Below are 25,180 nucleotides of genomic sequence, written 5' to 3'. Positions count from 1 at the left end.
CGCGAGGGGTACTTCTAGAGATGAGCACGATCACCGCCCGTTCCCGACGAGGGCGCCCTCCGCCGGTGCCGGCCGCTGCGGGCGGACACCCCCCACCCCGTCCCCTTCCCGCCGTCGGCGGCTGCGGGCCGTCGCCCCTTCCCGGGTCGGTGCGGGCCGTCGGCTCCTGTGGGTGCGGGGCGGTCGCCCCTGCGGTTCCGGTGCGGGCCGTCGGCCCTTCGGGCGCGGGCAGGGTGGTCCGTCCTGGGCGGGCGGTGACCGCAACCCCCTAGGGGCGCGGGGAACTGCGCGACCAGCCACAACGCGCCCGCACCTGACAACGCACCCCGCGCCGGGGTGGTTACTTCAGCGCCAGCCAAGCCACCGCCGCCACGATCGCCACCGCTGCGATGATGCCGATGATCAGGCCGAGGCGGGGGCCGGAGGACGCGGGGGCGGTCTCCTGTCGGCGGCCCTGGGGGGCCTCGTCGACGAACGCGCGGAACATCTGGGTGCTGCCGGCGGGGTCGTAATTGCCCTGGGGGCCCTGGGTGTTAGCCATGGGCCGAGACACTAGCGAATCTGCCGGTGCGGCCCAAGTGCGGGGCCGACCACCCCCGCGTCCATCCTCACCTGCACGTTTACTTTCGTAATACTTGTCTTTGCCAAGTTTTTATGCGGAGCGCTCCCGTTTTATTTGCCTGTGGCAACCAACCAAGCCTATGGTTGCCCTAAGCAACGAACACGGGAGGCGTGATGGCCGCAAAGGCGCAGTACGAGGAGCTGATCCGTCAGTTCAGCGCCTTCGGCGCCGTCAAAAGGGAGCTCGGACGGATCCTGCCCTCCGACTGCCCCAGCGGCTCGGCCGCCGTACTGACGCTGCTCGGCCGGTACGGCGACATGCGCATGAGCAAGCTCGCGGAGCTGCTCGCCGTGGACATGTCGGTCACCAGCCGGCATGTGGCGCACGTGGCCGAGCGGGGCTGGATCGAGCGCTCCCCCGACCCGGCGGACAAGCGGTCGCGCATCGTGCGGCTCACCGCGGCGGGGAACCTCAAGCTCGACGATCTCTCGCAGGCCACCACCCGGCTGCTGGCCGAGCGGCTCGGTGACTGGAGCGACGAGGAGGTCGCGCAGCTCACCCGGCTGATGCAGAGGCTGCGGGCCAGTTTCGACGACTGCCGAGCGCCCCTCAGGCCACCCGTGCTCGAGACGACCACCCGTACACCCGCAAGCACGTAAGTAAAGGAAGCCCATGGCAACGACCACACCAGCCGGTGTGCGGGCTCATGCCAAGCACGGGGGAGGCGCCTCCGGCGACCACGCTCCGATGACGCACCGGCAGATCATGGAGGCGCTCTCCGGGCTGCTGCTCGGCATGTTCGCCGCCATCCTGTCCTCCACCATCGTCTCCAACGCGCTGCCCGAGATCATCACCGACCTCGGCGGCGGTCAGAGCGCGTACACCTGGGTCGTCACCGCCTCGCTGCTGGCGATGACGGCCACCACTCCCCTGTGGGGCAAGCTCGCCGACCTGGTCAGCAAGAAGGCGCTGGTCCAGATAGCGCTCGTGGTCTACATCGCGGGCTCGGTCGTCGCCGGTCTGGCGCAGAACCCCGGCATGCTCATCACCGCGCGTGCCGTGCAGGGCATCGGCGCCGGTGGTCTGTCCGCCCTGGCGCAGATCATCATGGCCGCGATGATCTCCCCGCGTGAGCGTGGCCGGTACTCCGGCTACCTCGGCGCGACCTTCGCCGTCGCCACCGTCGGCGGTCCGCTCATCGGTGGTGTCATCACCGACACCGACTGGCTCGGCTGGCGCTGGTGCCTGTACGTCGGTGTGCCGTTCGCGCTGATCGCGCTCCTCGTGCTGCAGAAGACGCTGCACCTGCCGGAGACCAAGCGCAAGGTCAAGGTCGACTGGGCCGGCGCCTTCTTCATCACCGCGGCCGTCTGCCTGCTGCTGATCTGGGTCACCTTCGCCGACGACAAGTACGACTGGCTGTCGTGGCAGACCGGTGTCATGGTCGGTGGCGCGGTGCTGCTGACGCTGCTGTTCGTCTTCACCGAGACCAAGGCCAGCGAGCCGATCATCCCGCTGCGCCTGTTCAAGAACCGCACCATCACGCTGGCCTCGATCGCCTCGCTGTTCGTCGGTATCGCGATGTTCGCGGGCACCGTCTTCTTCAGCCAGTACTTCCAGCTGGCCCGGGACAAGTCGCCGACGATGTCCGGCGTCATGACGATCCCGATGATCGGCGGCCTGTTCGTGTCGTCCACGGTCTCCGGTCAGGTCATCACCCGCACCGGCAAGTGGAAGGCCTGGCTGGTGACCGGCGGTGTGCTGCTGACGGCGGGCCTGGGCCTGCTGGGCACGATGCGCTACGACACCCCGTACTGGCACCTGGCGATCTTCATGGCGCTGATGGGTCTCGGCGTCGGCATGATGATGCAGAACCTGGTGCTGTCCACCCAGAACCAGGTCGCCCCGAGCGACCTCGGCTCCGCGTCCTCCACGGTCACCTTCTTCCGCTCCCTCGGCGGTGCGGTCGGCGTCTCCGTGCTGGGCTCGGTGATGACCACCCGGATCAGCCACTACGCCAAGGACACCATCGGGCAGCTCAGCCCGAAGGAGCAGCTGGCCGCGGCCAAGGCCGCCGGCGGCAGCACGCTGCCCGACATGGACGCGCTGCCCGCCCCGATCCGCAACTGGCTCGAGAGCGCCTACGGGCACGGCATCGGCGACATCTTCCTGTACGTCGCGCCGATCGCCTTCCTCGCCTTCCTCGTGACCCTGTTCATCAAGGAGGTCCCGCTGCGTACCACCGGTGCCCTGGCCCAGGCCGCCGAGGCGAACACCGAGGCCGCGGCCCCGGCCGCCGCCCCCGTCGTCGCCGAGGGCGCCGTCACGCCGGTCCAGCCCGCGCAGGAGAAGACCCCGAACTGGGCGTCGGCCGCCTCGGACACCGAGGCCGCCACGGACGGCACGGCCGGCACGCAGAGGCTCGCCGCCGTCGCCACCATCGAGCGGGACGAGCCCGCCGGTGGCGTCCCGGTCCGCGGGTTCGTGCGGGGCGCCGAGAGCGCGCCCGTGCCGCAGGCCGCCGTCACGCTGATCTCGCTGGCCGGCCGGCAGCTCGGCCGCTCGGTGGCGCAGGCCGACGGCTCCTACGCCGTCCACGCGCCGGGTGCCGGGTCGTACGTCCTGATCGCCTCCGCCGACGGCTTCCAGCCGCAGGCGTCCACCGTCGTGGTGGGCGAGGAGCCCGTCTCCTACGACATCCTGCTCAGCGGCACCAGCGGTCTGACCGGTGTGGTGCGGGCCGCCGAGTCGGCGCTGCTCGTCAAGGACGCGATGGTCATCGTCACCGATGTGCGCGGTGATCTGCTGGCCAGCGCCACCACCGGCGAGCAGGGCGAGTTCTCCTTCGCGGAGCTGGTCCCGGGCACGGTCACCATCGCGGTCAACGCCGCCGGCTACCGGCCGCGCGCGCTGCCCGTCGAGGTCGGCGGCACGGGCGTGACCCGCGTCGAGGTCGACCTGGAGACCGGTGCCGAGGTCCAGGGCGTCGTCCGGGCGCCGCACGGCCCGCTGGCCGACGCCCGGGTGACCCTGGTCGACGCCGCCGGCAACGTCGTCTCCACCGCGACCACCGGGTCGGACGGGGCGTACGCCTTCACCGACCTGGACAACGGCGAGTACACCGTCATCGCGACGGGCTACCCGCCGGTGGCCACCGCCCTGACCGTGAACGGCGGCGGCGTGGACGGCCACGACATCGAACTCGCCCACCCCGGCGAGTAGTCCGACCCCGGCCCGCGGCGGGCGCGCGCACTTCGAGCGGAGGTGCGCCCCCGCCGCGGGCCGGACTCTTACGACCGATTTGCACAGCTTCGCAGGGAGAAGAAACGGGATGGGACTGACCGCGAGGATCCGCACCCGGGACGGATGGGCCGTGTCGCACGCGGTCGTCACGGTGACCGACATGACCGGCACGCAGGTGCTGCGTGCCGAGGCCGACGCCGAGGGCGCCGTACGCGACGAGGCGGCCCTGGCTCCCGGGGCGTACACCGTCATCGTCACCGCCGTCGGCTACGCGCCGACCGCCTCCAGCGCGATCGTCACCGCGAGCGGGCGCGCCGAGGTCGGCACGGTGACACTGGCCCGGCAGGGCGGCACCGAGCTGCCCCCGCCCGGGCCGTGGACGATCGACCCGGTGCACTCGTCCGTGGGCGCCGTCGCGCAGCACCTGGGCATCTCCAGCGTGCGCGGCCGCTTCACGGACTTCGCCGGGCGCGTCGAGATCGCCCCGGACGACGTCACCGGGTCGCGCGTCGAGGCCGTCATCCAGGCCGCGTCCATCGACACCGGCAACAAGATGCGCGACGACCACCTGCGCTCGCCGGACTTCCTGGACGTCGGCACGTACCCGGAGATCACCTTCCGGTCGACGGGCCTGACGGCCGCCGGGCCGGACCGCTGGACCGTCCACGGCGAGCTCGGCATGCACGGCGTGCTGCGCCCGGTCGACCTGGACCTCGCCTACCTCGGCTCCGGCGCCGACCCCTGGGGCGGCACCCGCGCCGCGTTCCGCGCCACGACCGAGCTGCACCGCGAGGACTTCGCGATGAACTACAACCAGGTCCTCCAGGCGGGCATCGCCGCCATCGGCACCACCCTGAAGGTCGAGCTGGACATCCAGGCGGTCCAGGGCGACACCCTGCCGCAGGCGTAGGCACGCCAGGGTCAGGCAGATGCGGGCGCCGGCGGCCTACGCTGGCGCCATGGCACCGAACATCGCGACCAACACCCGTGTGTCCTTGGACGAGCTGCTGGATTTCGTACGTCCCCGTCACCGCGCCCTGCTGCTGACCCGGCGCGGTGACGGAAGCCCCCAGGCCTCCCCGCTGACCTGCGGGGTCGACGACTCCGGGCGGATCGTGGTCTCCACGTACCCGGAGCGGGCCAAGACCCGTAACGCCAAGCGCGATCCGCGGGTCGCCGTCGTCGTGCTGAGCGACGAGTGGAACGGGCCGTGGGTGCAGATCGACGGCACCGCCGAGGTGATCGACGCGCCCGACTCCGTGGAGCCGCTCGTGGAGTACTACCGCACCATCGCCGGGGAGCACCCGGACTGGGACGAGTACCGGCAGGCCATGGTCAAGCAGGGCAAGTCGATCATCCGGATCACGCCTCAGCGGTGGGGGCCGATCGCCACGGGCGGCTTCCCGGCCCGGCTGGCGGAGCAGGAGGGCTGAGCCTCAGCCGCGTTCCACCAGCGTCTCGATGCCCGCGATCAGCAGGTCGAGCGCGTAGGTGAAGTCCCGCTCCATCATCTCCTCGACCGTGTCGCCGCCGCGGGCCTCCATGATCTCCTTGGACTCCTGGAGGACCTCGGCGTAGGCCGCGGACTCGCTCACCTCCGCCACCGACTGCCGGAAGTACTCGTCGCGGGACATGCCGAGGGCCGCGCTGCGCGTGTTGAAGTGGCCCTCGAGCGTGCCGTAGCCGTACACGAACTGGAAGACGGCCGAGATGGTGCTGGTGAGCCGGTGGACCGGCAGGCCGGTGCGGCGCACGACCTGCTGCACCACCCGGGAGAAGGCCAGGTTGTTCGGACCGATGTTGAGGTACCGGCCGATCAGCGGCGACACCCAGGCGTGGCGCACCAGTACCGCGCGGTACTGCTCGGCCAGTTCGCGCAAGTGCTCGCGCCAGTCGGCGCCGGCCGCGGGGTCGGGCAGCTCCATCTCGCCGTACACCGCGTCGAGGGCGAGTTCCAGCAGGTCGTCCTTGGTGTCGACGTACCAGTAGACGGACATCGCGGTGACGTTCAGCTCGGCGGCCAGCCGGCGCATGGAGAACTTCGCCAGCCCCTCGGCGTCCAGCAGCCGCACGCTGACCTCGGTGATCCGGTCCCGGTCGAGTCCCGACGGCTGGCCCGTGCCCCGCCCGCGGCGCGCCTTGCCGTCCAGCCAGACGCTGGTCCGCGCGGCCCCCTTGGCCTCCTGGCCTGCCTTCGCCATGGCGCACCTTCCTCGATTCCGTCACCGGTCAAGATGCTAGGCCGCGACCACATCGGCGTCTGCCCTCGCCTCTTCCCGCTGGGCGCGGTGCAGCAACGCGGCGGCGAGAAATCCACCGAGCAGGACCGCGCCGGCGCCGACCAGTTGGCTGCTCTGCAGGCCGGAGGAGAAGGCGTCCACGATGCGCTGCCGTTCGCCCGCGCCGTGCGCCGCGGCCAGCGCGGCCGGCAGGGAGGAGGCGGCCACCGGGATCAGCGCCGCGAACCGCGCGTTCAGTACGGCGCCCAGCACGGCCACCCCGAGGCCGTTGCCGAACTCCGCCAGCGTGCCGTTGACGGCGGCGCCGACACCGGCCTTCGCGGGCGGGATCGAGCTCATGATGGCGTGGGCCATCGCCGGGCTGGCGATCGCCGTGCCCGCGCCGATGAGCAGCAGCCCGAGCAGTGTCCCGGCGTAGCCGTGCGCGGCGAGCGCGGCGATGGACACCAGTCCCGCGGACATCAGCACCATGCCCAGCAGGACCGCCCCGGGTCCGCCGATCCGGGCCGTCCAGCGCGCGGCGACCCCGGTGAAGTTCAGGGCCACGACGGTCAGCGCCAGCGGCGCGGTCCGCAGGCCGGCCTCCAGGGGGCCGTAGCCGAGGACGAACTGGAGGTGCTGGGTGAACAGGAACAGCGCACCGCCCATGCCGAACACCACCAGCACCGCCCCGGCGACCGCGCCGGTGAACCGGCGGTCGCGGAAGAAGCCCAGGTCCAGCATGGGGTACGGGATGCGGCTCTCCCACCAGGCGAACAGCGCGAGGACGGCCACGGCGACGGCCGCGCTCGCCCCCACCCGGGAGGAGGTCCAGCCGTGCACGGGGCCGGAGATGATCGCGTACACCAGCGCGGCCATGCCGATCGTGGACAGCAGCGCGCCGAGCAGGTCCGGGCGGTCGCCGTGGGGACTCCTGGACTCGGGCACGAGCGCGACGACCGCGACCAGAGCGAGCACCGCGACCGGCAGATTGACCAGGAAGACGGCGCCCCACCAGTAGTGGTTGAGCAGGAATCCGCCGATGACCGGTCCGGCGGCGAAGCCGAGGGAGTTGACCGCGGCCCAGATGCCGATGGCCTTCGGCTGCTGCTCGGAGGTGAAGATCTGCATCACCACGGCCAGCGTCGTCGTCATGAGCAGCGCGCCACCGACGCCCATGCCGGCCCGGGCGGCGATCAACTGCCGGGTGCTGTCGGCGAGTCCGGCGGTCAGTGAACCGGCACCGAACAGGACGAGGCCGGCGACCAGCATCTTCTTGCGCCCGTAGCGGTCGGCGGCGTTGCCCGCGGTGAGCAGCAGGCCGGACTGCACCAGCGAGTACGCGTTGATCATCCACTGGACGTCGGAGGTCGACGCGTCCAGCTCCCGGGTGAGCGAGGGGATCGCGACGTTGAGGACGGTGTTGTCGAGCAGCACCGTGAGCTGGGCGAGGCAGATGACGCCGAGGATCAGCCAGCGCTGCGGGTGGGCCGTGGCGGCCGGGGAAGGGGGAACGGCGGACATGTTGTACACCGTATAGCCATCACTATACGGTGTACAACGCGTTTTCTCAGCCGTCGGCCTTCCGGGTCAGGTCGTAGAAGGTGGCCGAGCCGGCCGTCACCTTCTTGAAGGTGCTCTCCACCCAGGAGGTGATCTGGGACGACGTGCCGTTGCCGCCGCCCATGCCGCCCATGCCCCCGGCGATGAAGTAGTGGATCCTCCCTTCCTCGACGTACTTCTTGAACTGGTCGAGCGTCGGCGACGGGTCGGTGCCGTTGAAGCCGCCGATCGCCATCACCGGGTCTCCGGTGGACAGCTGGTAACTTGCCGCGTTCTGCGAGCCGATGGACGCGGCGACCCAGGTGTACTTCGAGGCGTCCGTCTCCAGCAGCTTCTCGGCCTCGGCGGAGACGTTCGCGCCGTTGAGCAGCCCGCCGGCGCCGCCTCCCGCACGGCCGCCGGGGAAGCCCTCGCCGTTCGGCGCGCCCGGCATCTGGTTCTGGCCCTGGCTCTGATTCCCGCCTTGGTTCTGGTTCTGGCTCTGGTTCTGGCCCGGCATGCCGCCGCCCGGGAAGCCGTTGCCCTGGCCCTGCCCGCCCTGCCCACCCTGCTGACCCTGCCGGCCCGGCAGCGCGCCGCCGGGGAAACCGCCTCGCGTGCCGCCGCCGGGTCCGCCCCGGCCGCCCATCATGCTCGCGCCCGCCGGGCCCGCCGTCGGGATGGAGCCGGTGTGCGCGGAGGCGACGGTGCTCAGCGTGTACGCCGTCGGACCCGCCAGCGCCGCCAACGCGCTCACGGCCGCGGCGGCGAGCGCGAGCCGCCGTGGCACACGGCCCGCGAAGATCAGGCCGAGCGCCCCGGTCAGGCCGCCGACCAGTACCAGCCACTTCAGCCAGGGCAGATGGTCCGGCGTGCGCTGGAGCAGCACGTACCCCCAGACCGCGGCCGCCACCGCGGACGCGGCCAGCGCGAGCGCGGCCCAGGTCTCCTTGCGCCGCTCCCACAGCAGGGCGGCGCCCATGCCGGTCACGGCCGCGAGGTAGGGGGCGAGCGCCACCGTGTAGTACTGGTGGAAGATGCCGGCCATGTAGCTGAAGACGGCCGCCGTGATCAGCAGCGAGCCGCCCCACACCAGGAACGCGCCGCGCGTCACCGACGTACGGCCGGCCCTGCGCGTGGCCCACAGCGCCGCCACCAGCAGGATCAAGGCCGTCGGCAGCAGCCAGGAGATCTGGCCGCCGACCTCGGAGTTGAACATCCGGTTCCAGCCGGTCGCACCCCACATGCCGCCGCCGGTGCCGCCGGGACCGCCGCCTCCGCCGACGCTGCCGGTCTCGTCGCCGCTGATGCGGCCGAGGCCGTTGTAGCCGAAGGTCAGCTCCAGGAAGCTGTTGTTCTGCGAGCCGCCGATGTACGGGCGCGAGGACGCCGGCCACAGCTCCACGATCGCGACCCACCAGCCGCCGGAGACGACCAACGCCAGGGTCGCGGCAGCGAGTTGGGCGAACCGTTTGCGGAGCCGCACCGGCGCGCAGACCGCGTACACCAGCGCCAGCGGTGGCAGGATCAGGAACGCCTGGAGGGTCTTGGCCAGGAAGGCGAGGCCGATCGCGACACCGGCCCACACCAGCCACGTGGTCCGGCCGTCCTCGAGCGCCCGGACGATGAGGTAGCAGGCGGTCGCCATGAGCAGCGCCAGCATCGCGTCCGGGTTGTTGAAGCGGAACATCAGCGCCGCGACCGGCGTCAGCGCGAGCACCGCACCCGCGATCAGGCCCGCCACCGGGCCGGACCGGCGCCGTACCGCCGCGTACACGACGGCGACCGTGGCCACGCCCATCAGTACCTCGGGGACGAGGATCGCCCAGGAGTTCAGACCGAAGAGCCGCACCGACAGCTCCATCGGCCACAGTGAGGCCGGGGGCTTGTCGACGGTGATGGCGTTCGCGGCGTCGAGGGAGCCGAAGAAGAACGCCTTCCAGCTCTTGCTGCCGGCCTGGACCGCCGCCGAGTAGAAGGAGTTGGCCCAGCCGGAGGCGCTCAGGTCGTACAGGTAGAGCAGGGCGGTGGCCAGCAGCAGGCCGAGGAAGGCGGGGCGTGCCCAGCGGGGGTCCCGCGGCCGGTCCGCGCACGCTGCGGCCGGCGCGGATGCCACGGCCGCCGGGGGCGGTGACGGAGCCCGCACGGGACCGGGGGGAGCGGTCGGGGGCGGACCCCAGGCGGCCACGTCGTCGGTGCGGTGGGTGGTCATCGGCGGTCCTTCGGGTCGGGCGTGGGCTCGTGGTCGGGGAACACCCACGCGCGGAAGAGCAGGAAGCGCAGCACGGTCGCCGCGAGATTGGCGGCGATCAGCACGGCCAGCTCGGTGGAGTGCGCGGGCCGCGCGGTGGCCGCACCGAGCGCGGCCAGGGAGCCGCTGGTCAGGGCCAGCCCGATGCCGAACACGACGAGTCCCTGCGCCTGGTGGCGTACGGCCCCGCCACGCCCGCGCACCCCGAAGGTGAGCCGGCGGTTGGCGGCGGTGTTGGCGATCGCCGAGACCAGCAGGGCGAGCGCGTTGGCGAGCTGGGGGCCGGTGACGGCCCGGAAGCCGCTGTAGAGCAGGAGGTAGAAGACGGTCGACAGGCCGCCGACCACGAGGAAGCCGACGAGCTGGCGGGCGAGTCCGGTGGGGACGTCCTCGATGTCACGGTCGCGCGGGTCGTCGCCGAAGGGCCGGGTGAGCCGGTCCAGCGGCAGGGTCCCGGTGGCGAGCGCCCTGCCCACCCGCCACACCCCCTTGAGGTCGTCGGTCGCGGTCCTGACGATGTGCACGGTCGAGTCGGGGTCGTCGACCCAGTCGACCGGCACCTCGTGGATCCGCAGGCCGGCGCGTTCGGCGAGGACCAGCATCTCGGTGTCGAAGAACCAGCCGCTGTCCTCGACGAGCGGCAGCAGCACCTGGGCGACGTCCCTCCGGATCGCTTTGAAGCCGCACTGGGCGTCGGAGAAGCGGGCCTGGAGCGAGCCGCGCAGGATGAGGTTGTAGGTGCGGGAGATGAACTCCCGCTTGGCGCCCCGCACGACCCGCGAACTCCGGCTCAGCCGGGAGCCGATCGCGAGGTCGGAGTGGCCGGAGATGAGCGGTGCCACCAGCGGCAGCAGGGCGTTGAGGTCGGTGGACAGGTCGACGTCCATGTAGGCGAGGACGGGGGCGTCCGAGGCGGACCAGACGGTCCGCAGGGCCCGCCCGCGGCCCTTCAGCTCCAGCCGGACGGCCCGCACCGGCGCGAGGGTCTCCGCCAGCCGCGCCGCCACCTGCGGGGTGGTGTCGGTCGACGCGTTGTCCGCGATGGTGATGCGGAACGCGTAGGGGAAGGTCCGCGTGAGGTGCTCGTGCAGTCGCTCGACGCACGGCCGGAGGTCTTTCTCCTCGTTGTGGACGGGGATCACCACGTCCAGGACAGGCGTTCCGGCTGGGGCGGCCGGGAGGTGCTCCCGCGCCGGCAGGGTGCCGGGAGAAGAGTCGGTTCGCATGCGAACGACTGTGGTCAGGCGCCCTGTTGCACCCGTGTGGTGGCGCTGTGCCGGGCCTGTGAGTCCTGCGCCGGGTGCGCGGTGAGCGCGGGCAGGCGCACGGTGAACACGGTCCGGCCGGGCACGCTGTCCACGGTCACGGCACCGCCGTGCGCGGCCGCGACGGCCCGCACGATGGCGAGTCCGAGCCCGGTGGAGCCGGTGGCCCGCGAGCGGGCCGAGTCGCCGCGCGCGAACCGTTCGAAGACGTGCGGCAGCAGGTCGCGCGGGATGCCCGGCCCGTCGTCCTCGACGTCCACGCACAGCCAGGGTCCGGCGGGCCGCACGCGCGCGGTGACCGTCGTACCGGGCGGGGTGTGGGTGCGGGCGTTGCCGAGCAGGTTGACCAGCACCTGCTGGAGCCGGGCCGGGTCGGCGGAGACGGCGGCGGGTTCGTCGGGCAGCTCGAGGCGCCACACGTGGTCGCGTCCGGCGGCCCGGGCGTCGCTGACGGTGTCGACGACGAGCGGCACGAGATCGGTCTGCTCGAACCGCAGGGGCCGGCCGGCGTCCAGACGGGCGAGCAGCAGCAGGTCCTCGACGAGCAGGGTCATCCGACCGGCCTCGGACTCGATACGGCCGAGCGCGTGCCGGGTGTCGGGGCCGACCTGTTCGCGGCCGCGCCGGGTCAGCTCGGCGTAGCCGCGGATGGAGGCGAGCGGGGTGCGCAGCTCGTGGCTGGCGTCGGCGACGAACTGCCGTACCCGTGTCTCGCTTCGCTGGCGGGCGTGCAGGGCGCCGTGCACATGGTCGAGCATGCGGTTGAGGGCGGCGCCGACGCGGCCGACCTCCGTGTGCGGGTCGCACTCGGACTCCGGGACGCGTTCGGAGAGGTTCACCTCGCCGGAGTGCAGGGGGAGTTCGGAGACGCGGGTGGCGGTGGCGGCGACCTTGCGCAGCGGGCGGGTGGCGACGCCGACGAGCACGGAACCGGCGATCCCGGCGGCGACCAGTCCGGCGGCGGTGACGCTGACCTCGACGAGGATCAGGGTGGTGACGGTGGAGTCGGTCTGGCTGGTGGGAACGGCGACGTAGAAGGCGCCGTTCGGGCCGTGGGCGTACGTCACCTGGTAGTCGCCGAGCCCCGGCAGCTCCACCGAGTGGATCGCGTGGTCCCTGGGGACCTTCGCGAGCGCGGCGGTCTGGGCGGCGGTCAGCGACTCCGCCCTCATCTGGAAGTCGTTCTCGGACTTCACCCCGCGCTGCGCGTCCGTGAGGGTGCCGTTCACCAGTTTGGCCGCGACCGTGCCCGCGGGCTGCGGGCCGTGCGTGACGAACTCGGCCGGGTCGGTCGGGCTGACCGGCCGGCGCCCGTCCTGTGTCGCACCGCCCTTGTCCGCACCCGGTGGCGCGAAACCGCCCCCGGCGCGGGCGGCGGCCTCGTGGAGCTGCTGGTCCAGCTGCTCGTAGAGATGCCCGCGCAGCGCCAGCGTCGTCACCGTGCCGATCACCGCGCACACCACGGCGATCAGCACCACCGACGCGACGACGAGCCGCGTCCGCAGTGTGCGTGGCTGTCGCGCCCGCCACCGTGTCCGCGGCCGTCGCCGTCCGCTCATGACGCGGCGGGCACGGCGGGCTTGATCAGGTACCCGGCGCCGCGCCGGGTGTGGATCATCGGCTCACGTCCGGCGTCGATCTTGCGCCGCAGGTAGGAGATGTACAGCTCGACCACGTTGGCCTGGCCGCCGAAGTCGTAGGACCAGACCCGGTCGAGGATCTGCGCCTTGCTGAGGACGCGCCGCGGGTTGCGCATCAGGAAGCGCAGCAGCTCGAACTCGGTGGCGGTGAGGTGGATGTGGTCGCCGCCCCGGGACACCTCGTGACTGTCCTCGTCGAGCATGAGGTCGCCGACGACGAGTACCGAGTCCGCGCGCCGGTCGGCGGCGCCGGAACGCCGGATCAGCCCGCGCAGCCGCGCCACGACCTCCTCCAGGCTGAACGGCTTGGTGACGTAGTCGTCGCCGCCCGCCGTGAGGCCGGCGATCCGGTCCTCGACGGCGTCCTTCGCGGTCAGGAACAGGACGGGCACGTCCGGCAGGTCGCGGCGCAGCCGCCCGAGCACGGACAGCCCGTCCATGTCGGGCAGCATCATGTCGAGCACGACGGCGTCGGGCCGGAACTCCCGCGCGGTCCGGAGAGCGCCGTGCCCGTCCCCCGCGCTGCGGATCTGCCAGCCCTCGTAGCGCAGTGCCATCGACAGCAGCTCGGTGATCGACAGCTCGTCGTCCACCACAAGCACCCGGACGGGGCTCCCGTCCGGCCTCAGCAGTTCGGTGCGCCCCTGGGGCGAGGTCGTGGTCATGGTGACCACCCTGTCCGGGGCCTCTGAGAGGAGGCTTTCGCCCGTCTGTGATTTTCCTGAGAAACGCACAGGGGGCTGACAGGAAGGACACCGGCAGGTGGGCCGAGGGTGGGTGGTCAGTCGCCGGCGGGGCGTTCGTAGCTGTGGCTGCGCTCCACCTTGGCGACGTGCAGGCTGTACCGGTCGTACCACTGCGCACGCCCGCGCCGCTGGGCCCGCTGGTGTTCGAGGTCGCCGCGCCAGGCCTCCAGGGCGGCGCCGTCCCGGAAGTAGCCGACGGTGATCGACAGCCCGCCGACGCTGCGGGCGTGGTCCATCCCGAGATAGCCGGGCACCTTGCCGACGAGTTCCTCCATCCGCTCGGAGGTCTCGGCGTACCCCTCCTCGTCCGCCGTGCGGACCGAGGTGAAGACGACGGCGTAGTAGGGCGGTTCGTGGGCGGGCACGGGGACGGGACCGGGGACGGGACCGGGACCGGGCTGCGGGACGGACCGGGCGGGAGACTCGGGAAGAGGTCGGGAGACAGTCTGAGGATCACTCATGCGCTCAGCGTGATCGCTCCCGACGGCGTCCACCAGACCTTTTACCCAACGGTCGAACAGACCTTGCGCCACGGTCGAACAGCCCGGTCAGAACAGCCCGTCCTGCGCGGGCGTCTCCCCCCGCAACGCCACGACCGGCACCGACAGTTCGCGTCCCGGCGCCGGAACCAGCCCCCACCCCGGCAGCAGCCGCGTGTCGAGGACGACGTCGCCGCGCGGCGTGCGCAGATGCAGGTCCGGTCCGGCCGCCCCGACCAGCTCCCCGCGCACCACGCCTCCCGCGACCAGCCCGCGCACCTCCCCGAGGGGCGCCGACAGCCGGCCCAGCCCGAACGCCTCCGCGTGATCGGTGACCCGGCACGGCTCGCGCGCCAGCGACTCCGGCCACCCGCCGAGCGCCACCGCCCGCGCGTGCAGGGCCACGACCTCGGCGGCCCGCTCCTCCTCGGCGCGCGGCAGCCACGCCCGCACGGCCCGCTTCTCGGCGTAGGCGATCCGGTCGGGGACACCGAGCGCGGAGCGCAGCAGTTCCTCCGTCCGCCGCGCCGCCATCAGCGGCCCCGCCCCCAGCCAGCTGAAACAGACGGCCCCCTGCTCCAGCAGCCGGGCGGCCCCGCGCTCGACCGCGGTGATCCCGACCTTGACCAGGCCGGGGCCGAACCAGGCCAGATACACGTGATACGGCCGCGGGTCGCCGGCCAGGGTGTCCGCCGCCACGGAGTGCGCCCGCTCCAGTCGCGCGCACTCCTCGCACCGCGCGCCCGTACTGCGCGCCGGAACCCGCGTCCGCCCCGGACACGGATGCCCCCGCGCCCCCACGCAGGTCCGCCCACCCCCGTCCTCCACACCGAAGGCCACCGTCTTGTCCCAGGTCAGCGCGGAGCGCCGGTCCCCGTCCCACACCAGCTCGGGGCCGCGGTCCGCCCACCGCATCCCCGTGCATCGCCACACCTGTGCCATCACCGCCGAGCGTAGAGGCAGCCACTGACAACGCCACCGCCGTCGCCCGGGCCCCGCAGGTTTCCCGCACTCGGCCGCAGGAGACCCGGACGGCGTGAACCGCCGCCCGCTTCCCCGTGCCGGTCGCCGCCACCGCAGGCGTCCGGTCCGTGCGGCGCGATCGGTGGAACCGGTCGATCGGTGGGACCGGTGGTGGACAGGGCCGCGGGGAGGTGAGGGCGGTGGCGGTGACCGGTGACGGCGCGGACGAGGACGACGATCGCGAACAGCGGACCGCGTCCCGTGGCCGTGTCGCCCGGGCACTCGTCGCCGGCGTCCGGGGCCTGCCGCCCGCCGAGGTGCCGGACGCGCTGTGCCGGACCTGCACGGAGCTGCTGCCGTGGGTGTCGGGTGTGTCGGTGTCCGTCCTCGGGCGGGACGCGGACACCGGCGTCGTCCTGTGCGCGAGCGACGCCGTGGCCACCCGGGTGGCGGAGATCCAGTACACCCTGGGCGAGGGCCCCTGCGCGGAGGCCGTCCGGCTGCGCGCCCCCGTCTTCGCGACCGACCTGGCGGGTGTCCCGGACACCCGCCGGTGGCCCCTGTTCTGCGACCAGGCCGCCGAGGCGGGCGTGCGCGCCGTCTTCTCCCTGCCGCTGACGGTCACCGGCGCCGCACTCGGCACCCTGGACCTCTACCGGCGTTCGCCGGGCGCGCCCAGTGAGGATCAGGTGGGCACGGCGCTGATGGTCGCCGACGCGGTGACCGTGGCCGTCGTCGCGCTCGGCCACCGTTCCGCCGGTGCCGACGGTGCCGGGACCTGGCTGGACGGCGCGGAGTCCGACCACGAGGAGGTCCACCAGGCCACCGGGATGCTCATGGTGCAGCTCGGCGTCGGCGCCGAGGAGGCGGCCCTCCTGCTGCGCGCCCGGGCGTTCGCCCAGGACCGCACCACGACCGAGATCGCCCGGGCGGTCATCGCCCGCACCCTGGACATCCGCCGCGACTGACCCGTACCTCACGCCCGTACCTCACGGGCAGGCGACCGGAGCCGCGGCGGCGGAGCGCTCGTCAGGAATGCTGGGCGGGGGAAGGCCAGTGGCCCCCGGCGAACTGCAGACCCCAGTAGTAGGGGTTCACCTCCGCGAGGGTGCGCGCCTGCCATCGGGTCGGGTCGTCTTCCCTCGGAACGGCGACTTCGACGGACGGCCCCCAGAGCGCGAGCCGTTCCTGGGAGACACCGCAGGGCGGCAGGATCAGCGTTCTGCCGCGCTCCACGTCACGGAAGACGCAGACGGAGGCGGTGACGGCGCCGAGTTTGTCATGTGCCCTGCAATCAGCGGGGCGCTCGTCACCTCTGCCCAGCGCTCGTCACCACTGCTGGGAGCACTCGTGACCTCGGCCAGGGTGCTCCGGGAAGCCCGGTCCGGGAACGCCGAAGGCCCCGGAGTGATCCGGGGCCTTCGGTCTGTGTGCACTCGGCAGGATTCGAACCTGCAACCTTCTGATCCGTAGTCAGATGCTCTATCCGTTAAGCTACGAGTGCTTGTTCTTTTGTTTTGCCCCCGCTCCCGTTCCTTTCGGCCCGCTCGCGGCGACAGGAAGAACATTACATGACTGCCGCCGACATGTGAAATCCGTTAGGCAGACCCTGCCTGACCTGCGGAAACGCCCAATACGCAGGTTCGGCTGGGCAGGAGCGCTGCGCCCGGGAACGACGAAGCCCCGGTCCTTGGGGACCGGGGCTTCGGTGATCGAGCGCGGAGGCGGAGGGATTTGAACCCTCGATGGGCTTTAAGGCCCAAACCGCATTAGCAGTGCGGCGCCATAGACCGGACTAGGCGACGCCTCCAGCACAGCCGCCCGCGCGAGCGCGAGTGGTGCGTGCAGATGATGACACAGTCGAGCGTCGTGCCACCAATCGGCTCCCACGGTACTAGGCAGTCGGGCCGGAGGGCAAAGCCCTTGCCGCGCGGCGCAACGTCCCGTCGCGGGACGCGTTAGACAGGTCATGTCACACGTCACCCAGTCGGTACCCCGCGTACTGCGCCGCCTCCTCGTCCTCACCGCCGTCACCGTCGCGGCCGGCTCGCTGTCCGCGGCGCCCTCGCTCGCGTACGGCCGGACCGGCAGCGACTCGCTGATGCCTCCCCCGGTACGGGACGAGGACCGGCCCGCCAGCGGTGATCACCTCGTCGTCACCGTCCAGGGCGCGGGCCAGGGGCGGGACGGGACGTACGAGGTGTTCTGCCACCCGGACGGCGGCACCCATCCGGACGCGGCCGGGGCCTGCCAGGCGCTGGACCGCAACACCCGGTGGGGCCAGGAGACCTTCGCGCCCGTGCCCGAGGGCACGATGTGCACCATGCAGTACGGCGGCCCGGCCACGGCCCATGTGACCGGCACCTGGGCCGGGCGCCCGGTCGACGCCCGGTTCGACCGCGGTGACGGGTGCGAGATCGGGCGGTGGGACCGGTTCGTACCCCTGCTGCCCGACCTGCGGGACTGACGCGGCAGGGAAGCGGCACGGAAGCGGCACGGAAGCGGCACCGGAGCACTACCGGAAGCGGCGCTGAAGGCGGCGCGGGAAGCAGCACCGAGGAAGGACTCGCGCCGCGGTCCCGCGGGAGTCACCCGGGCTCACACGCGACGCACACAGAACCGGCACCGGACCGGCAGGTGGGCGTCACTGGCCCGGCAGGGCACCGGCACACGGGTGTGGCCGGGCCCGGCGGCCGGCCGCGGGGTGGCCGCCCCCGGGGCGGCCGGGCAACCGTCTCATCCCGCGTCGCAGACGCAACGGCTCCCCGTAGACTCCCCGGCGTGACACGCCGCGGGGTGGTTGGCAAGATGGCCCGAGCGGTCGGCAAGGTGCGGTAACAGGGAGGAAGCGTCTCGTGAGCAGCAGGCCATCCCGAGGCGCTGCTCGCCTCGCAGCCATACTGGACGCGCTGCCCGACGCGTTGGTCCTGGTCAACGCCAACGGCACCGTCGTCAACGCCAACACCATCGCGCTGGAGGCGTTCGAGACCCCGGGCACCGCCCTCGTCGGACGCGGGCTGCTCGACCTGCTGCCCGGCTTCGACTCCAAGCTGATCCCCGGCTCGATGCGCCGGCCCGACCACATCGACCCGCGGGCCCGGACCAAGCCGACCCGGATGATGGCCCGGCGCACCGACGGCACCGAGTTCCCGGTCGAGGTCACCAGCGCGAATCTGGAGAACGGCCAGCAGGCCTACGACGGTTACGGCTACACCGGCGACGAGCTGCTGATGCTCGTCGTACGCGATCTGTCCGGGACCATCGACACCGAGGCGGAACTGGCGCGCTCGCAGCGGCAGACGGAGATGATCCTGCGGGCCGCCGCGGAGGGCGTCGTCGGCACGGACACCGACGGGCGGATCGTGCTCGTCAACCCGGCCGCCGCGCAGATCCTCGGGTACCGGGCCAGCGACCTCGGCGGCAAGGAACTGCACGACCTCGTCCTGCACTCGCGCGCCGACGGCACCCCCTTCCCGTACGACGAGTCGCCGCTCGCCGACACCCTGCGCTCGGGGCGCAAGCACCGGGTGCGCGGGCAGGTGCTGTGGTCCAAGGGCGGGGAGCAGGTCTCGGTCGACCTGACCACCGCGCCGGTGCGCGACGGCGACCAGCTCGTCGGCGCCGTCATGACCTTCACCGACCGGCGGCCCTACGAGGCCCTGGTGGAGGCGAAGGCGGCGCTGGAGAAGGCGCACGCCGAGGAACTGGAGCGGCTCTCGGAGGAGCACGCCTCCGACCTGACCGCGCTGCGCCAGAGCCATGTCACGGAGCTGGAGGAGCTGCGCGAGAAGCACGCCGAGGAACTGGCGGCCGGCGAGGAGCGCTACGCGTCCCTCGGGGAGCGCGAGAAGGATCGTTACGAGGCGCTGCACGCGCGCTACGACCAGCTGGTGACCCTCCTGGGCACCTCGCTGCGCGGACCGCTGGAAGAGCTGCGCCGCGAGCTGTCGGCGCTCGCCGCGGACGACGCCGGGCAACTGTGGCCCGAGGCCAACCAGGTGCTCCACCATCTCAGCGCCGGCTACGCGCGGATCACCACCCTCATCGACAACGTCCTCGGCTACCAGCGGCTCGACGCCGCGGGGCAGCAGATCACGCGGACCAAGGTCATGCTCGACGCCGTCGTCGCCTCCGGGGTGGACGGGGCGGTGGAGCTGATCGGTCCGGGCCGGGTGCAGTTCGCCGTGCACGCCCCGCCCATCGAGGCCGAGGTCGACCCGCGGCTGCTCGCGACGGCCCTCGCGCATCTCGTCGCGGACGTCGCCGGGGTCGACGCCACCGGCAACGCGCCCGTCTCGGCGGGCGGTTACATGGACAACACCGTCGTCGTCGCGGCGGCGCAGCGCGGCGAGGTCGCGCGGATCGAGGTACGCGGGCCGTACGCCGGGGGCGATCCGGTGCACGAGCCGATCGTGCGCGGGATCGTGCGCGCCCACGGCGGCGTGCTGCAGACGCACGAGGTGCCGGGCATGAGCGGCAGCGCGTACGTCCTCGAGGTACCGCTCGGCGGCGGCGCCGGAGCCGTCACGGCCGACCCGGCCGGGATGGCCGAGCCCGGCGCCCCGGTCTCGCAGGAGTTCCCCGCCGACGGCCAGACTGCCGGGGGCGGGCGGCGGCGGGCCCGGCGTTCGTCGACCGACGCGTTCCTGGAACTCGAGGGCGCCGAGGAGCCGTCCGGCTCCGCCGCCGAGGGCTCGGGCGGCACCGGGCGGCGGCGCCGGCGTGCGGCCGCACCGCCCCAGGAGGAGCCGGCACCGGACGCGGGCGCGGCCCTGGAGCCGGCCGGCGGCGGCACGGGGCGGCGACGCCGCGCCGCCTCGGCCCCGGACGCGGCGGGGGCGCCGGCCGAGGGCGCTGTGATGACCGCCGACGAGCATGCCGCCGGGACCGCGGCCGTCGGCACCGGGCTGGGCGGGACCGTGCCCCCGCAGGGTGTGCCCGCGCCGTCCGGACGGCGTGCCCGGCGTGCCGTCGAGGGTGAGCGGAACGCCCTGCCGCCCGCGCTGCCCGCGGCCACCGCAGACGCGGGGGAGGCGGGCGACGCCGGGGGCCCGGGGGACGCTGGGGACGCGCCGCAGCCGACCGGGCGGCGCCGCCGTGCGCTCGCGGCCGCCCAGGAACGCGCCGCGGCGCAGGAGGCCGCGCCACGCACCGTCTTCGCGCTTCCGCCCGCCGACGCCGACCGCCCGGCCGACGCCGCGCCGGACGCTCCCGCGGAGGGACCCGCGGGCGGTCCCGCTGCGGCGGTGGACAGCCCCCTCGCCCCGGCCGAGGCTCCCGTCCCCCCGGCCGGCCATCCGGTGGCCCCGGCGGGCAGTGCCGCCGTGCCGCTCGCCGGTCCCGACGCGCCGGGCGCCGGTGTCCAGCCCGGTGCCGCGCAGGCCGTTCCGGTTCCGGTTCCGGGGCCCGGTGTGCCCGCGGACGTCCTCGTCGCCCATGGGCGCCACGACGGAGCGCCGCAGGACGGCTCCGGTGACCACACGCCGCCGCAGCCGCACCCGACGACCGCTCCGACCGGCCGACGCCGCCGCGCGGCCGCCCAGCCGACCGACACCCCGGGAGCCCCGGGCACCGGTGGAGGCACCGACGCCTCCGGTACGGCGGCGCCCCCCGCCGGTCCCGCCGGTCCCGGTGTCGCGTCCGGCGCTCCGGTGGCTCCAGGGGCTCCGGCCGGTACGGCGGAGGCGGCGGTCTCGGCGACCCCGGTCGGCCCCGCGGCGCCGGTCCCCGCCGGACCCGCAGCTCCCGGCGCCCCGGCCGTTCCGCCCCAGAGCGCCCCCGTTCCACCCCAGAGCGCAGGGCAGCCCGGCACCCAGGACGCCGCCGCGCAGCCGCTCCCCGCCCCCGCGCCCCCGGGACAGCCGACCCCCGGACAACCGAACCCGGCCCGGCCGATCCCCGCTCAGTCCACGCCCGGTCAGCCCGGTCAGCCCGCTCCGGTGCAGGCCGCTCCGGTGCAGGCCGCCGCTCCGGCCGGACCCCTCCCCGTGCCCGGCACCCCGGGACACCCGGCCCCGGCACACGGCGCCCCCGGCATGCCCGTCGCCCCGCAGGCCGCCGTCTCCCAGGCCGCGGTCCCGCCGCAGGCCGCCGTCGCCCCGCCGCACCCCGTGCCCGGCCCGGCCGAGCAGCCGGACCCCGGCCGGCCGGGCGGTCAGACCGGCCCGGGCCGGCCGATCCCCGCGCAGGCCACCGGCGGGGCGGCACCGGCCCAGCCCGTCCCGGCGCACGGCCTTCCGCACCCGCTCGCCGTGCCGGACGCAGCCCACCAGCCGCTCCCCGCCGAGGCCGCCCCCGGTCAGAGCACCCCGCCGCAGGGCACTCCCGCCCCGCAGCAGTGGCCGGCCGCCGACGCCGCCCCGGGCGCCCACGCCACGCCGGGCGCCGGGACCGCCGTACCCCCGGCCGCGCCCGCCGCCGTACCCCCGCACGCCACCGGACCGGTGCCCGCCCCCGGCACGGCCCCGGTGCCGCCGAACGCGGGCGCCCCCGTGCCCCCGGCGGACGCCACCGCCGTACCTGCCACGGGCGCCCCCGTGCCCCCGGCGGACGCCACCGCCGTACCTGCCACGGGCGCCCCCACACCCCCCGCCGGCACCCCCGCCTCCCGGGCCGCGCAGCCGTTGCCCGCCGAGGCTCCCGGCCAGGTGGATCCGAACTCCACGCAGGGCCGGGCGATCAGCGTGCGCACGCTGGGACAGGGCGTGCCGTTCACCCGGCAGGCCGCCCAGGCGCAGGTCCCGGGTGCCGCGCAGCCCATGCGTCCCGGCACGGCCACCCCTCCGCCGCACGCGCCGGGCGGCAACGGCCGGCGCCGCAAGCTCGGCACGCCGCCCGACCCCGCCACCCGCACCGGCGCCGCCGAGCAGCCGGCCCGTCCGCATCCGGCGGCCGACCCGTCCGCGCCGGCCGCGCGTCCGGCACCCGCCACACCCACCCCGCCGGGCGCACCCGCCCAGCGGCCGGCCCCCGCCGGTCCCGTGGGCCCCGGCACCCCGGTGCCGCAGCCGTCTCTCGCCGGGCAGGCGCGCCTTGTGCCGCCGGGCACCGAGGGCGCGGGACGGTCGTACGCCATAGGGGCGCCGGACGAGAACGCCGCCGAGGGTCCCGAGCCGCTGGACGGTCCGGGCGGCGCGGTGGAGGTCGCGGACGCGCCCCCGCCGCTGCCGATGGACGACGAGCTGCCGCCGGAGCCGCTGGACAACCCGCGCCGGCTGCTGGTGTGGCCGGCGCCGGACATGAGCACCCAGCAGGCGCTCAGCGACCGCGGCTACCGGCCGGTGATCGTGCACTCGCGCGAGGAGGTCGACGCGCAGATCGCGGCGTTCCCGGCCGCGCTGTTCGTGGATCCGCTGACCGGGCCGATCACCCGGACCGCGCTGCAGCAGCTGCGGCAGGCCGCCGTGGCCGCTCAGGTGCCGGTGATGGTGACCGCGGGCCTCGGACAGGCCTCGCGGGAGGCCGCGTACGGCGCCGACCCGGCCGTCCTGCTGAAGGCGCTCGCGCCGCGGGACAGTGAGCAGCATCCGCCGCGGGTGATGCTCATCGAGGAGCACGCGGAGATCGCGCTGGCGCTGACCGCGACGCTGGAACGGCGCGGGATGCAGGTCGCGCGGGCCGCGAGCGACGCGGACGCGGTGGCGCTGGCGGGGCAGTTCCGGCCGAACCTGGTGGTGATGGACCTGCTCCAGGTGCACCGCCGGCGGGCCGGGATCGTGGACTGGCTGCGCGCCAACGGGCAGCTCAACCGCACCCCGCTGGTCGTCTACACCGCCGCCGTCGACCAGGCGGACCTGCCGCGTCTGGCGTCCGGTGAGACGGTGCTGTTCCTGGCGGAGCGGTCCACCAGCACGGAGGTGCAGACGCGGATCGTCGACCTGCTGGCCCGCATCGGCACCAACTGACCTGCCGTCTCCGGACGGTCCACGGCGCGGTGAGCCCGTCTCCGGACGGTCCACGGCGCGGTGGGCCCGTCTCCGGACGGTCTACGGCGCGATCAGCCTGCGCGCCGCCGCCTTGACCGAGGCGCGCAGGCGGGTCCGGTCGGGTCCGTCGGCGCCGACGAGGATGCGGCTCATCTGCGGGACGACGGTGACCCAGTTCGCCAGGGCGATGAGCAGGAACAGCAGGTCGGCGGGCGGGATGGCGTCGCTGATCACGCCGCGTTCCTGGCCGTCGCGCATCGCGGCGACCTTGGCGGCGTAGTGGTCCTGGCGCTCGGCCTCGTCGGGCAGCTCGGCGGTGCCGTACTCGATGCCCTCCCAGTAGAGGAGGCGCAGGAGTTCCGGGTGGGCGGCGTGGTAGTCCATGAGGCGGTCCAGCCAGCCCTCGATGTCGTCCGGGTCGACGGGCACTGCGGCGGCGAGGTCGACCATGGAGCGGCCGAGGACCTGCGAGAACAGCTCCGCCTTGTTGCCGAAGTAGGCGTAGATCAGCTGCTTGTTGGCCTTCGCCTCGCTCGCGATGCGGTCGATGCGGGCGCCCGCGATGCCGTGCCGGGCGAACTCGGCGACGGCTGCCTCGAAGATGCGGGCCTTGGTGGCCTCCGGGTCCCTTGCTGCCATGGGCGACAGGGTAGCCCCTCGGGTAACCAACTGTTTGGTTGACAGGGAATCGAGCGGCCCTCCAGACTGTTGCCCCATCATCCAACCAACCAGTTAGTTGTGAGAGCCGGCTCGAAGGAGTCCCTCCCCATGTCCTCGATCTCCACCGACGTCAGCCGCCCCGTGGTGCGCGACGCGGGCCCCCGTCCCCCTTCCTCCGCGCTCTTCCTGGTCCTGATCGCCGTCTGCACCGCGGTGACGGCCGCCAACATCTACCTCGCCGCGCCGCTGCTCCCGCTGATCGCCCGCGACTTCGGCTCCACCCCGCCGGCGATCGCCTGGGTCGCCTCGGTCGCCCAGCTCGGCTACGCCGTCGGCCTGCTGTTCTTCGCCCCGCTCGGCGACACCGCCAACCGGCGCCGGCTGGTCACCGCCCTCACCGTCCTGACCACCCTCGCGCTGGCCGCCGGAGCCGCCGCTCCCGGCACCGGGGCGCTCGCGGCCGCCGTGTTCGTCGCCTCCGCGGCGACCGTCATCCCGCAGCTGCTGGTGCCGCTGGTCGCCGAACGCGCGCCCGCCGACCGCCGGGCGTTCCATGTCGCCGCGGTCATCGCGGGCCTGTTCACGGGCATCGTCGCCGCCCGCGTGGTCGGCGGTCTGGCCGGGCAGGCGTTCGGCTGGCGCTGGGTGTTCGCGGGTTCGGGCGTGCTGACGCTCGCGCTGGGCCTGGCGACCGCGGTCGTCCTGCCGTCGACCCGCAAGGGCGGTGCCGGCTTCCTCGCCGGGATCGCCGCACTGCCCGCTCTGGTGCGCCGTTCGCCCGACCTGTGGCGGGCGTGCGTGCGGCAGGCGGGGATGTTCGGGGCGTGGAGCGCCCTGTGGACCTCGCTCGCCCTGCTGCTGACCGGTCCCGAGTACGGCCTGTCGACCGCGACGGCCGGGCTGTTCGGTCTCTTCGGGCTCGCGGCCAGCGTGGTCGCTCCGCTGGCCGGCGGCCTGGTCGACCGGTTCGGCGCGGGCAAGGTCGTCCGTACCGCCTATCTGGTCGCCGCGGTGTCGGTGCCGCTGTTCTGGCTGGGCGGGCAGCTCATCGCCGCGCTCTTCGCTGCCGCGATCGCGATCCACGCCGCCCTGGTCGCCTCGCACGTCGCCAACCAGACCCTGGCGCTGACCACGACGACCACCCCGGCCGCCGCCAACACCGCCTACGTGGTCAGCGGCTTCGCCGGCGGCGCGCTCGCCTCGGCGCTGGCGGGCCCGGCCTTCGGCCACTTCGGCTGGGGCGGCGTCTGCGCGGTGGCGGCGGCCTGGCTGACACTCGGCTGGAGCGCCACGGCCGTACGCCGGTGAGGTTCCCGCGGGCGGGCGCCTCGCCACCGGGCGAGGTCCCGCCACCGGGCGGGCGCCTCGCCACCGGGCGAGGTCCCGCCACCGGGCGAGCGTCTCGCCACCGGGCGGGGTCTCACCATCGAGCGAGCGAGTGAAGGGCGCCCGACGGCAGGGGACTCGGCCGCCGAGCGCCCTTGGCTGAGGACGCCCCGGCAGCGGGGGACCCGCCCGCCGGACGAGCGAGGGACGCCCGACGGCGGGGGACTCGCCCGCCGCGCGGCCGAACGGAAGACACCCCACGGCGGGGCCCCCGGACCCCACCCGCCGAGCCGGCGAAAGACACCGGCGGGGAACTCCGCCGCCGAGCGAGCGAGCGGGGGACGGCCGACGGGGCACTC

Annotated in this window: 19 protein-coding genes and 2 tRNA genes; 8 read left to right on the top strand and 13 right to left on the bottom strand. The window is 74.0% G+C overall.

Translation table 11 applies throughout. The annotated features are described in order from the left end of the window. Positions 1-340: 340 nt before the first annotated feature. Positions 341-541, bottom strand: a complete 201-nt coding sequence (locus AB0E88_RS32260; RefSeq protein ID WP_361638009.1) for a hypothetical protein — start codon at positions 539-541, stop codon at positions 341-343. A gap of 194 nt (positions 542-735) precedes the next feature. Between AB0E88_RS32260 and AB0E88_RS32255 the strand changes: the two genes are divergently transcribed. The 4 genes from AB0E88_RS32255 (at position 736) to AB0E88_RS32240 (ending at position 5,238) form a co-directional block, all read left to right on the top strand. After that, positions 736-1,221 carry a MarR family transcriptional regulator gene (locus AB0E88_RS32255; RefSeq protein WP_361638008.1) on the top strand — a complete coding sequence of 162 codons (486 nt, stop codon included), beginning with the start codon at positions 736-738 and terminating at the stop codon, positions 1,219-1,221. A 13-nt stretch (positions 1,222-1,234) separates the two neighbouring features. Further along, positions 1,235-3,784, top strand: coding sequence for an MFS transporter (locus AB0E88_RS32250; protein ID WP_361638007.1), 2,550 nt, complete (start codon positions 1,235-1,237; stop codon positions 3,782-3,784). Between the two features lie 109 nt (positions 3,785-3,893). Beyond that, a complete protein-coding gene (locus AB0E88_RS32245) occupies positions 3,894-4,715 on the top strand; it encodes a YceI family protein (RefSeq protein WP_361638005.1) in 822 nt (273 codons plus the stop codon). Between the two features lie 49 nt (positions 4,716-4,764). Next, entirely contained in the window at positions 4,765-5,238 is a 474-nt protein-coding gene (locus AB0E88_RS32240) for a PPOX class F420-dependent oxidoreductase (RefSeq protein ID WP_361638003.1), read from the top strand. A 3-nt stretch (positions 5,239-5,241) separates the two neighbouring features. Here the strand turns inward: AB0E88_RS32240 and AB0E88_RS32235 are convergent, their stop codons facing one another. From AB0E88_RS32235 to AB0E88_RS32200, 8 genes are all read right to left on the bottom strand, one after another. Further along, positions 5,242-6,006: a TetR/AcrR family transcriptional regulator gene (locus AB0E88_RS32235; RefSeq protein WP_361638002.1), complete on the bottom strand. Its 765-nt coding sequence runs from the start codon at positions 6,004-6,006 to the stop codon at positions 5,242-5,244. A gap of 36 nt (positions 6,007-6,042) precedes the next feature. Further along, positions 6,043-7,548: an MFS transporter gene (locus AB0E88_RS32230; RefSeq protein WP_361638000.1), complete on the bottom strand. Its 1,506-nt coding sequence runs from the start codon at positions 7,546-7,548 to the stop codon at positions 6,043-6,045. A gap of 46 nt (positions 7,549-7,594) precedes the next feature. Then, positions 7,595-9,778, bottom strand: coding sequence for a glycosyltransferase family 39 protein (locus tag AB0E88_RS32225; protein WP_361637998.1), 2,184 nt, complete (start codon positions 9,776-9,778; stop codon positions 7,595-7,597). After that, the gene (locus tag AB0E88_RS32220) at positions 9,775-11,043 is read right to left on the bottom strand and encodes a bifunctional glycosyltransferase family 2/GtrA family protein (RefSeq protein ID WP_361637996.1); all 1,269 of its coding nucleotides are present in this window, start codon (positions 11,041-11,043) and stop codon (positions 9,775-9,777) included. Before AB0E88_RS32220 ends, AB0E88_RS32225 begins: the two co-directional genes overlap by 4 nt. A 14-nt stretch (positions 11,044-11,057) precedes the next feature. Next, on the bottom strand, positions 11,058-12,641 hold the full coding sequence (locus AB0E88_RS32215; RefSeq protein ID WP_361637994.1) for a HAMP domain-containing sensor histidine kinase: 1,584 nt from the start codon (positions 12,639-12,641) through the stop codon (positions 11,058-11,060). Next, positions 12,638-13,387 carry a response regulator transcription factor gene (locus AB0E88_RS32210; RefSeq protein WP_361637992.1) on the bottom strand — a complete coding sequence of 250 codons (750 nt, stop codon included), beginning with the start codon at positions 13,385-13,387 and terminating at the stop codon, positions 12,638-12,640. Before AB0E88_RS32210 ends, AB0E88_RS32215 begins: the two co-directional genes overlap by 4 nt. Before the next feature lie 116 nt (positions 13,388-13,503). Continuing rightward, positions 13,504-13,929, bottom strand: a complete 426-nt coding sequence (locus AB0E88_RS32205; RefSeq protein WP_361637991.1) for an antibiotic biosynthesis monooxygenase — start codon at positions 13,927-13,929, stop codon at positions 13,504-13,506. Positions 13,930-14,016: 87 nt separating this feature from the next. Continuing rightward, entirely contained in the window at positions 14,017-14,889 is an 873-nt protein-coding gene (locus AB0E88_RS32200) for a DUF2797 domain-containing protein (RefSeq protein ID WP_361637990.1), read from the bottom strand. A 221-nt stretch (positions 14,890-15,110) separates the two neighbouring features. Here AB0E88_RS32200 and AB0E88_RS32195 point away from each other — a divergent pair, with 221 nt between their 5' ends. Further along, positions 15,111-15,878, top strand: coding sequence for a GAF and ANTAR domain-containing protein (locus AB0E88_RS32195; RefSeq protein ID WP_361637988.1), 768 nt, complete (start codon positions 15,111-15,113; stop codon positions 15,876-15,878). Between the two features lie 61 nt (positions 15,879-15,939). Here the strand turns inward: AB0E88_RS32195 and AB0E88_RS32190 are convergent, their stop codons facing one another. From AB0E88_RS32190 to AB0E88_RS32180, 3 genes are all read right to left on the bottom strand, one after another. Next, a complete protein-coding gene (locus AB0E88_RS32190; RefSeq protein WP_361637986.1) occupies positions 15,940-16,146 on the bottom strand; it encodes a hypothetical protein in 207 nt (68 codons plus the stop codon). A gap of 195 nt (positions 16,147-16,341) precedes the next feature. Then, positions 16,342-16,414, bottom strand: a tRNA-Arg gene (locus AB0E88_RS32185). Positions 16,415-16,629: 215 nt separating this feature from the next. After that, positions 16,630-16,720: transfer RNA gene (locus AB0E88_RS32180), tRNA-Ser, on the bottom strand. A gap of 159 nt (positions 16,721-16,879) precedes the next feature. Between AB0E88_RS32180 and AB0E88_RS32175 the strand changes: the two genes are divergently transcribed. Together AB0E88_RS32175 and AB0E88_RS32170 are read left to right on the top strand one after the other, a co-directional pair. Then, positions 16,880-17,377 (top strand): SSI family serine proteinase inhibitor, encoded by a 498-nt coding sequence (locus tag AB0E88_RS32175; RefSeq protein ID WP_361637984.1) that lies wholly within the window; start codon positions 16,880-16,882, stop codon positions 17,375-17,377. 388 nt (positions 17,378-17,765) lie between these two features. Beyond that, a complete protein-coding gene (locus tag AB0E88_RS32170; protein WP_361637982.1) occupies positions 17,766-22,814 on the top strand; it encodes a PAS domain-containing protein in 5,049 nt (1,682 codons plus the stop codon). 81 nt (positions 22,815-22,895) lie between these two features. On the opposite strand, the gene AB0E88_RS32165 is transcribed toward AB0E88_RS32170, so the two are convergent. Further along, positions 22,896-23,474 carry a TetR family transcriptional regulator gene (locus AB0E88_RS32165; RefSeq protein ID WP_361637980.1) on the bottom strand — a complete coding sequence of 193 codons (579 nt, stop codon included), beginning with the start codon at positions 23,472-23,474 and terminating at the stop codon, positions 22,896-22,898. Between the two features lie 129 nt (positions 23,475-23,603). Here AB0E88_RS32165 and AB0E88_RS32160 point away from each other — a divergent pair, with 129 nt between their 5' ends. Further along, positions 23,604-24,803, top strand: a complete 1,200-nt coding sequence (locus AB0E88_RS32160; protein ID WP_361637978.1) for an MFS transporter — start codon at positions 23,604-23,606, stop codon at positions 24,801-24,803. Positions 24,804-25,180: the final 377 nt, after the last annotated feature.

The sequence above is a fragment of the Streptomyces sp. NPDC028635 genome, from assembly GCF_040637635.1.
GTDB lineage: Bacteria > Actinomycetota > Actinomycetes > Streptomycetales > Streptomycetaceae > Streptomyces.
The sequence above is the reverse complement of the archived record's forward strand: the minus strand, read 5'-3'. Positions and strand labels throughout refer to the sequence as shown.

Excerpts from the sequence above, each read along its gene's own strand:
- AB0E88_RS32255 (WP_361638008.1), top strand. The coding sequence starts at position 736 with ATGGCCGCAAAGGCGCAGTACGAGGAGCTGATCCGTCAGTTCAGCGCC.
- AB0E88_RS32260 (WP_361638009.1), bottom strand. The coding sequence starts at position 541 with ATGGCTAACACCCAGGGCCCCCAGGGCAATTACGACCCCGCCGGCAGC.
- AB0E88_RS32230 (WP_361638000.1), bottom strand. The coding sequence starts at position 7,548 with ATGTCCGCCGTTCCCCCTTCCCCGGCCGCCACGGCCCACCCGCAGCGC.
- AB0E88_RS32205 (WP_361637991.1), bottom strand. The coding sequence starts at position 13,929 with ATGAGTGATCCTCAGACTGTCTCCCGACCTCTTCCCGAGTCTCCCGCC.
- AB0E88_RS32250 (WP_361638007.1), top strand. The coding sequence starts at position 1,235 with ATGGCAACGACCACACCAGCCGGTGTGCGGGCTCATGCCAAGCACGGG.
- AB0E88_RS32240 (WP_361638003.1), top strand. The coding sequence starts at position 4,765 with ATGGCACCGAACATCGCGACCAACACCCGTGTGTCCTTGGACGAGCTG.
- AB0E88_RS32175 (WP_361637984.1), top strand. The coding sequence starts at position 16,880 with ATGTCACACGTCACCCAGTCGGTACCCCGCGTACTGCGCCGCCTCCTC.
- AB0E88_RS32245 (WP_361638005.1), top strand. The coding sequence starts at position 3,894 with ATGGGACTGACCGCGAGGATCCGCACCCGGGACGGATGGGCCGTGTCG.
- AB0E88_RS32210 (WP_361637992.1), bottom strand. The coding sequence starts at position 13,387 with ATGACCACGACCTCGCCCCAGGGGCGCACCGAACTGCTGAGGCCGGAC.
- AB0E88_RS32220 (WP_361637996.1), bottom strand. The coding sequence starts at position 11,043 with ATGCGAACCGACTCTTCTCCCGGCACCCTGCCGGCGCGGGAGCACCTC.
- AB0E88_RS32160 (WP_361637978.1), top strand. The coding sequence starts at position 23,604 with ATGTCCTCGATCTCCACCGACGTCAGCCGCCCCGTGGTGCGCGACGCG.
- AB0E88_RS32225 (WP_361637998.1), bottom strand. The coding sequence starts at position 9,778 with ATGACCACCCACCGCACCGACGACGTGGCCGCCTGGGGTCCGCCCCCG.
- AB0E88_RS32235 (WP_361638002.1), bottom strand. The coding sequence starts at position 6,006 with ATGGCGAAGGCAGGCCAGGAGGCCAAGGGGGCCGCGCGGACCAGCGTC.
- AB0E88_RS32200 (WP_361637990.1), bottom strand. The coding sequence starts at position 14,889 with ATGGCACAGGTGTGGCGATGCACGGGGATGCGGTGGGCGGACCGCGGC.
- AB0E88_RS32215 (WP_361637994.1), bottom strand. The coding sequence starts at position 12,641 with ATGAGCGGACGGCGACGGCCGCGGACACGGTGGCGGGCGCGACAGCCA.
- AB0E88_RS32165 (WP_361637980.1), bottom strand. The coding sequence starts at position 23,474 with ATGGCAGCAAGGGACCCGGAGGCCACCAAGGCCCGCATCTTCGAGGCA.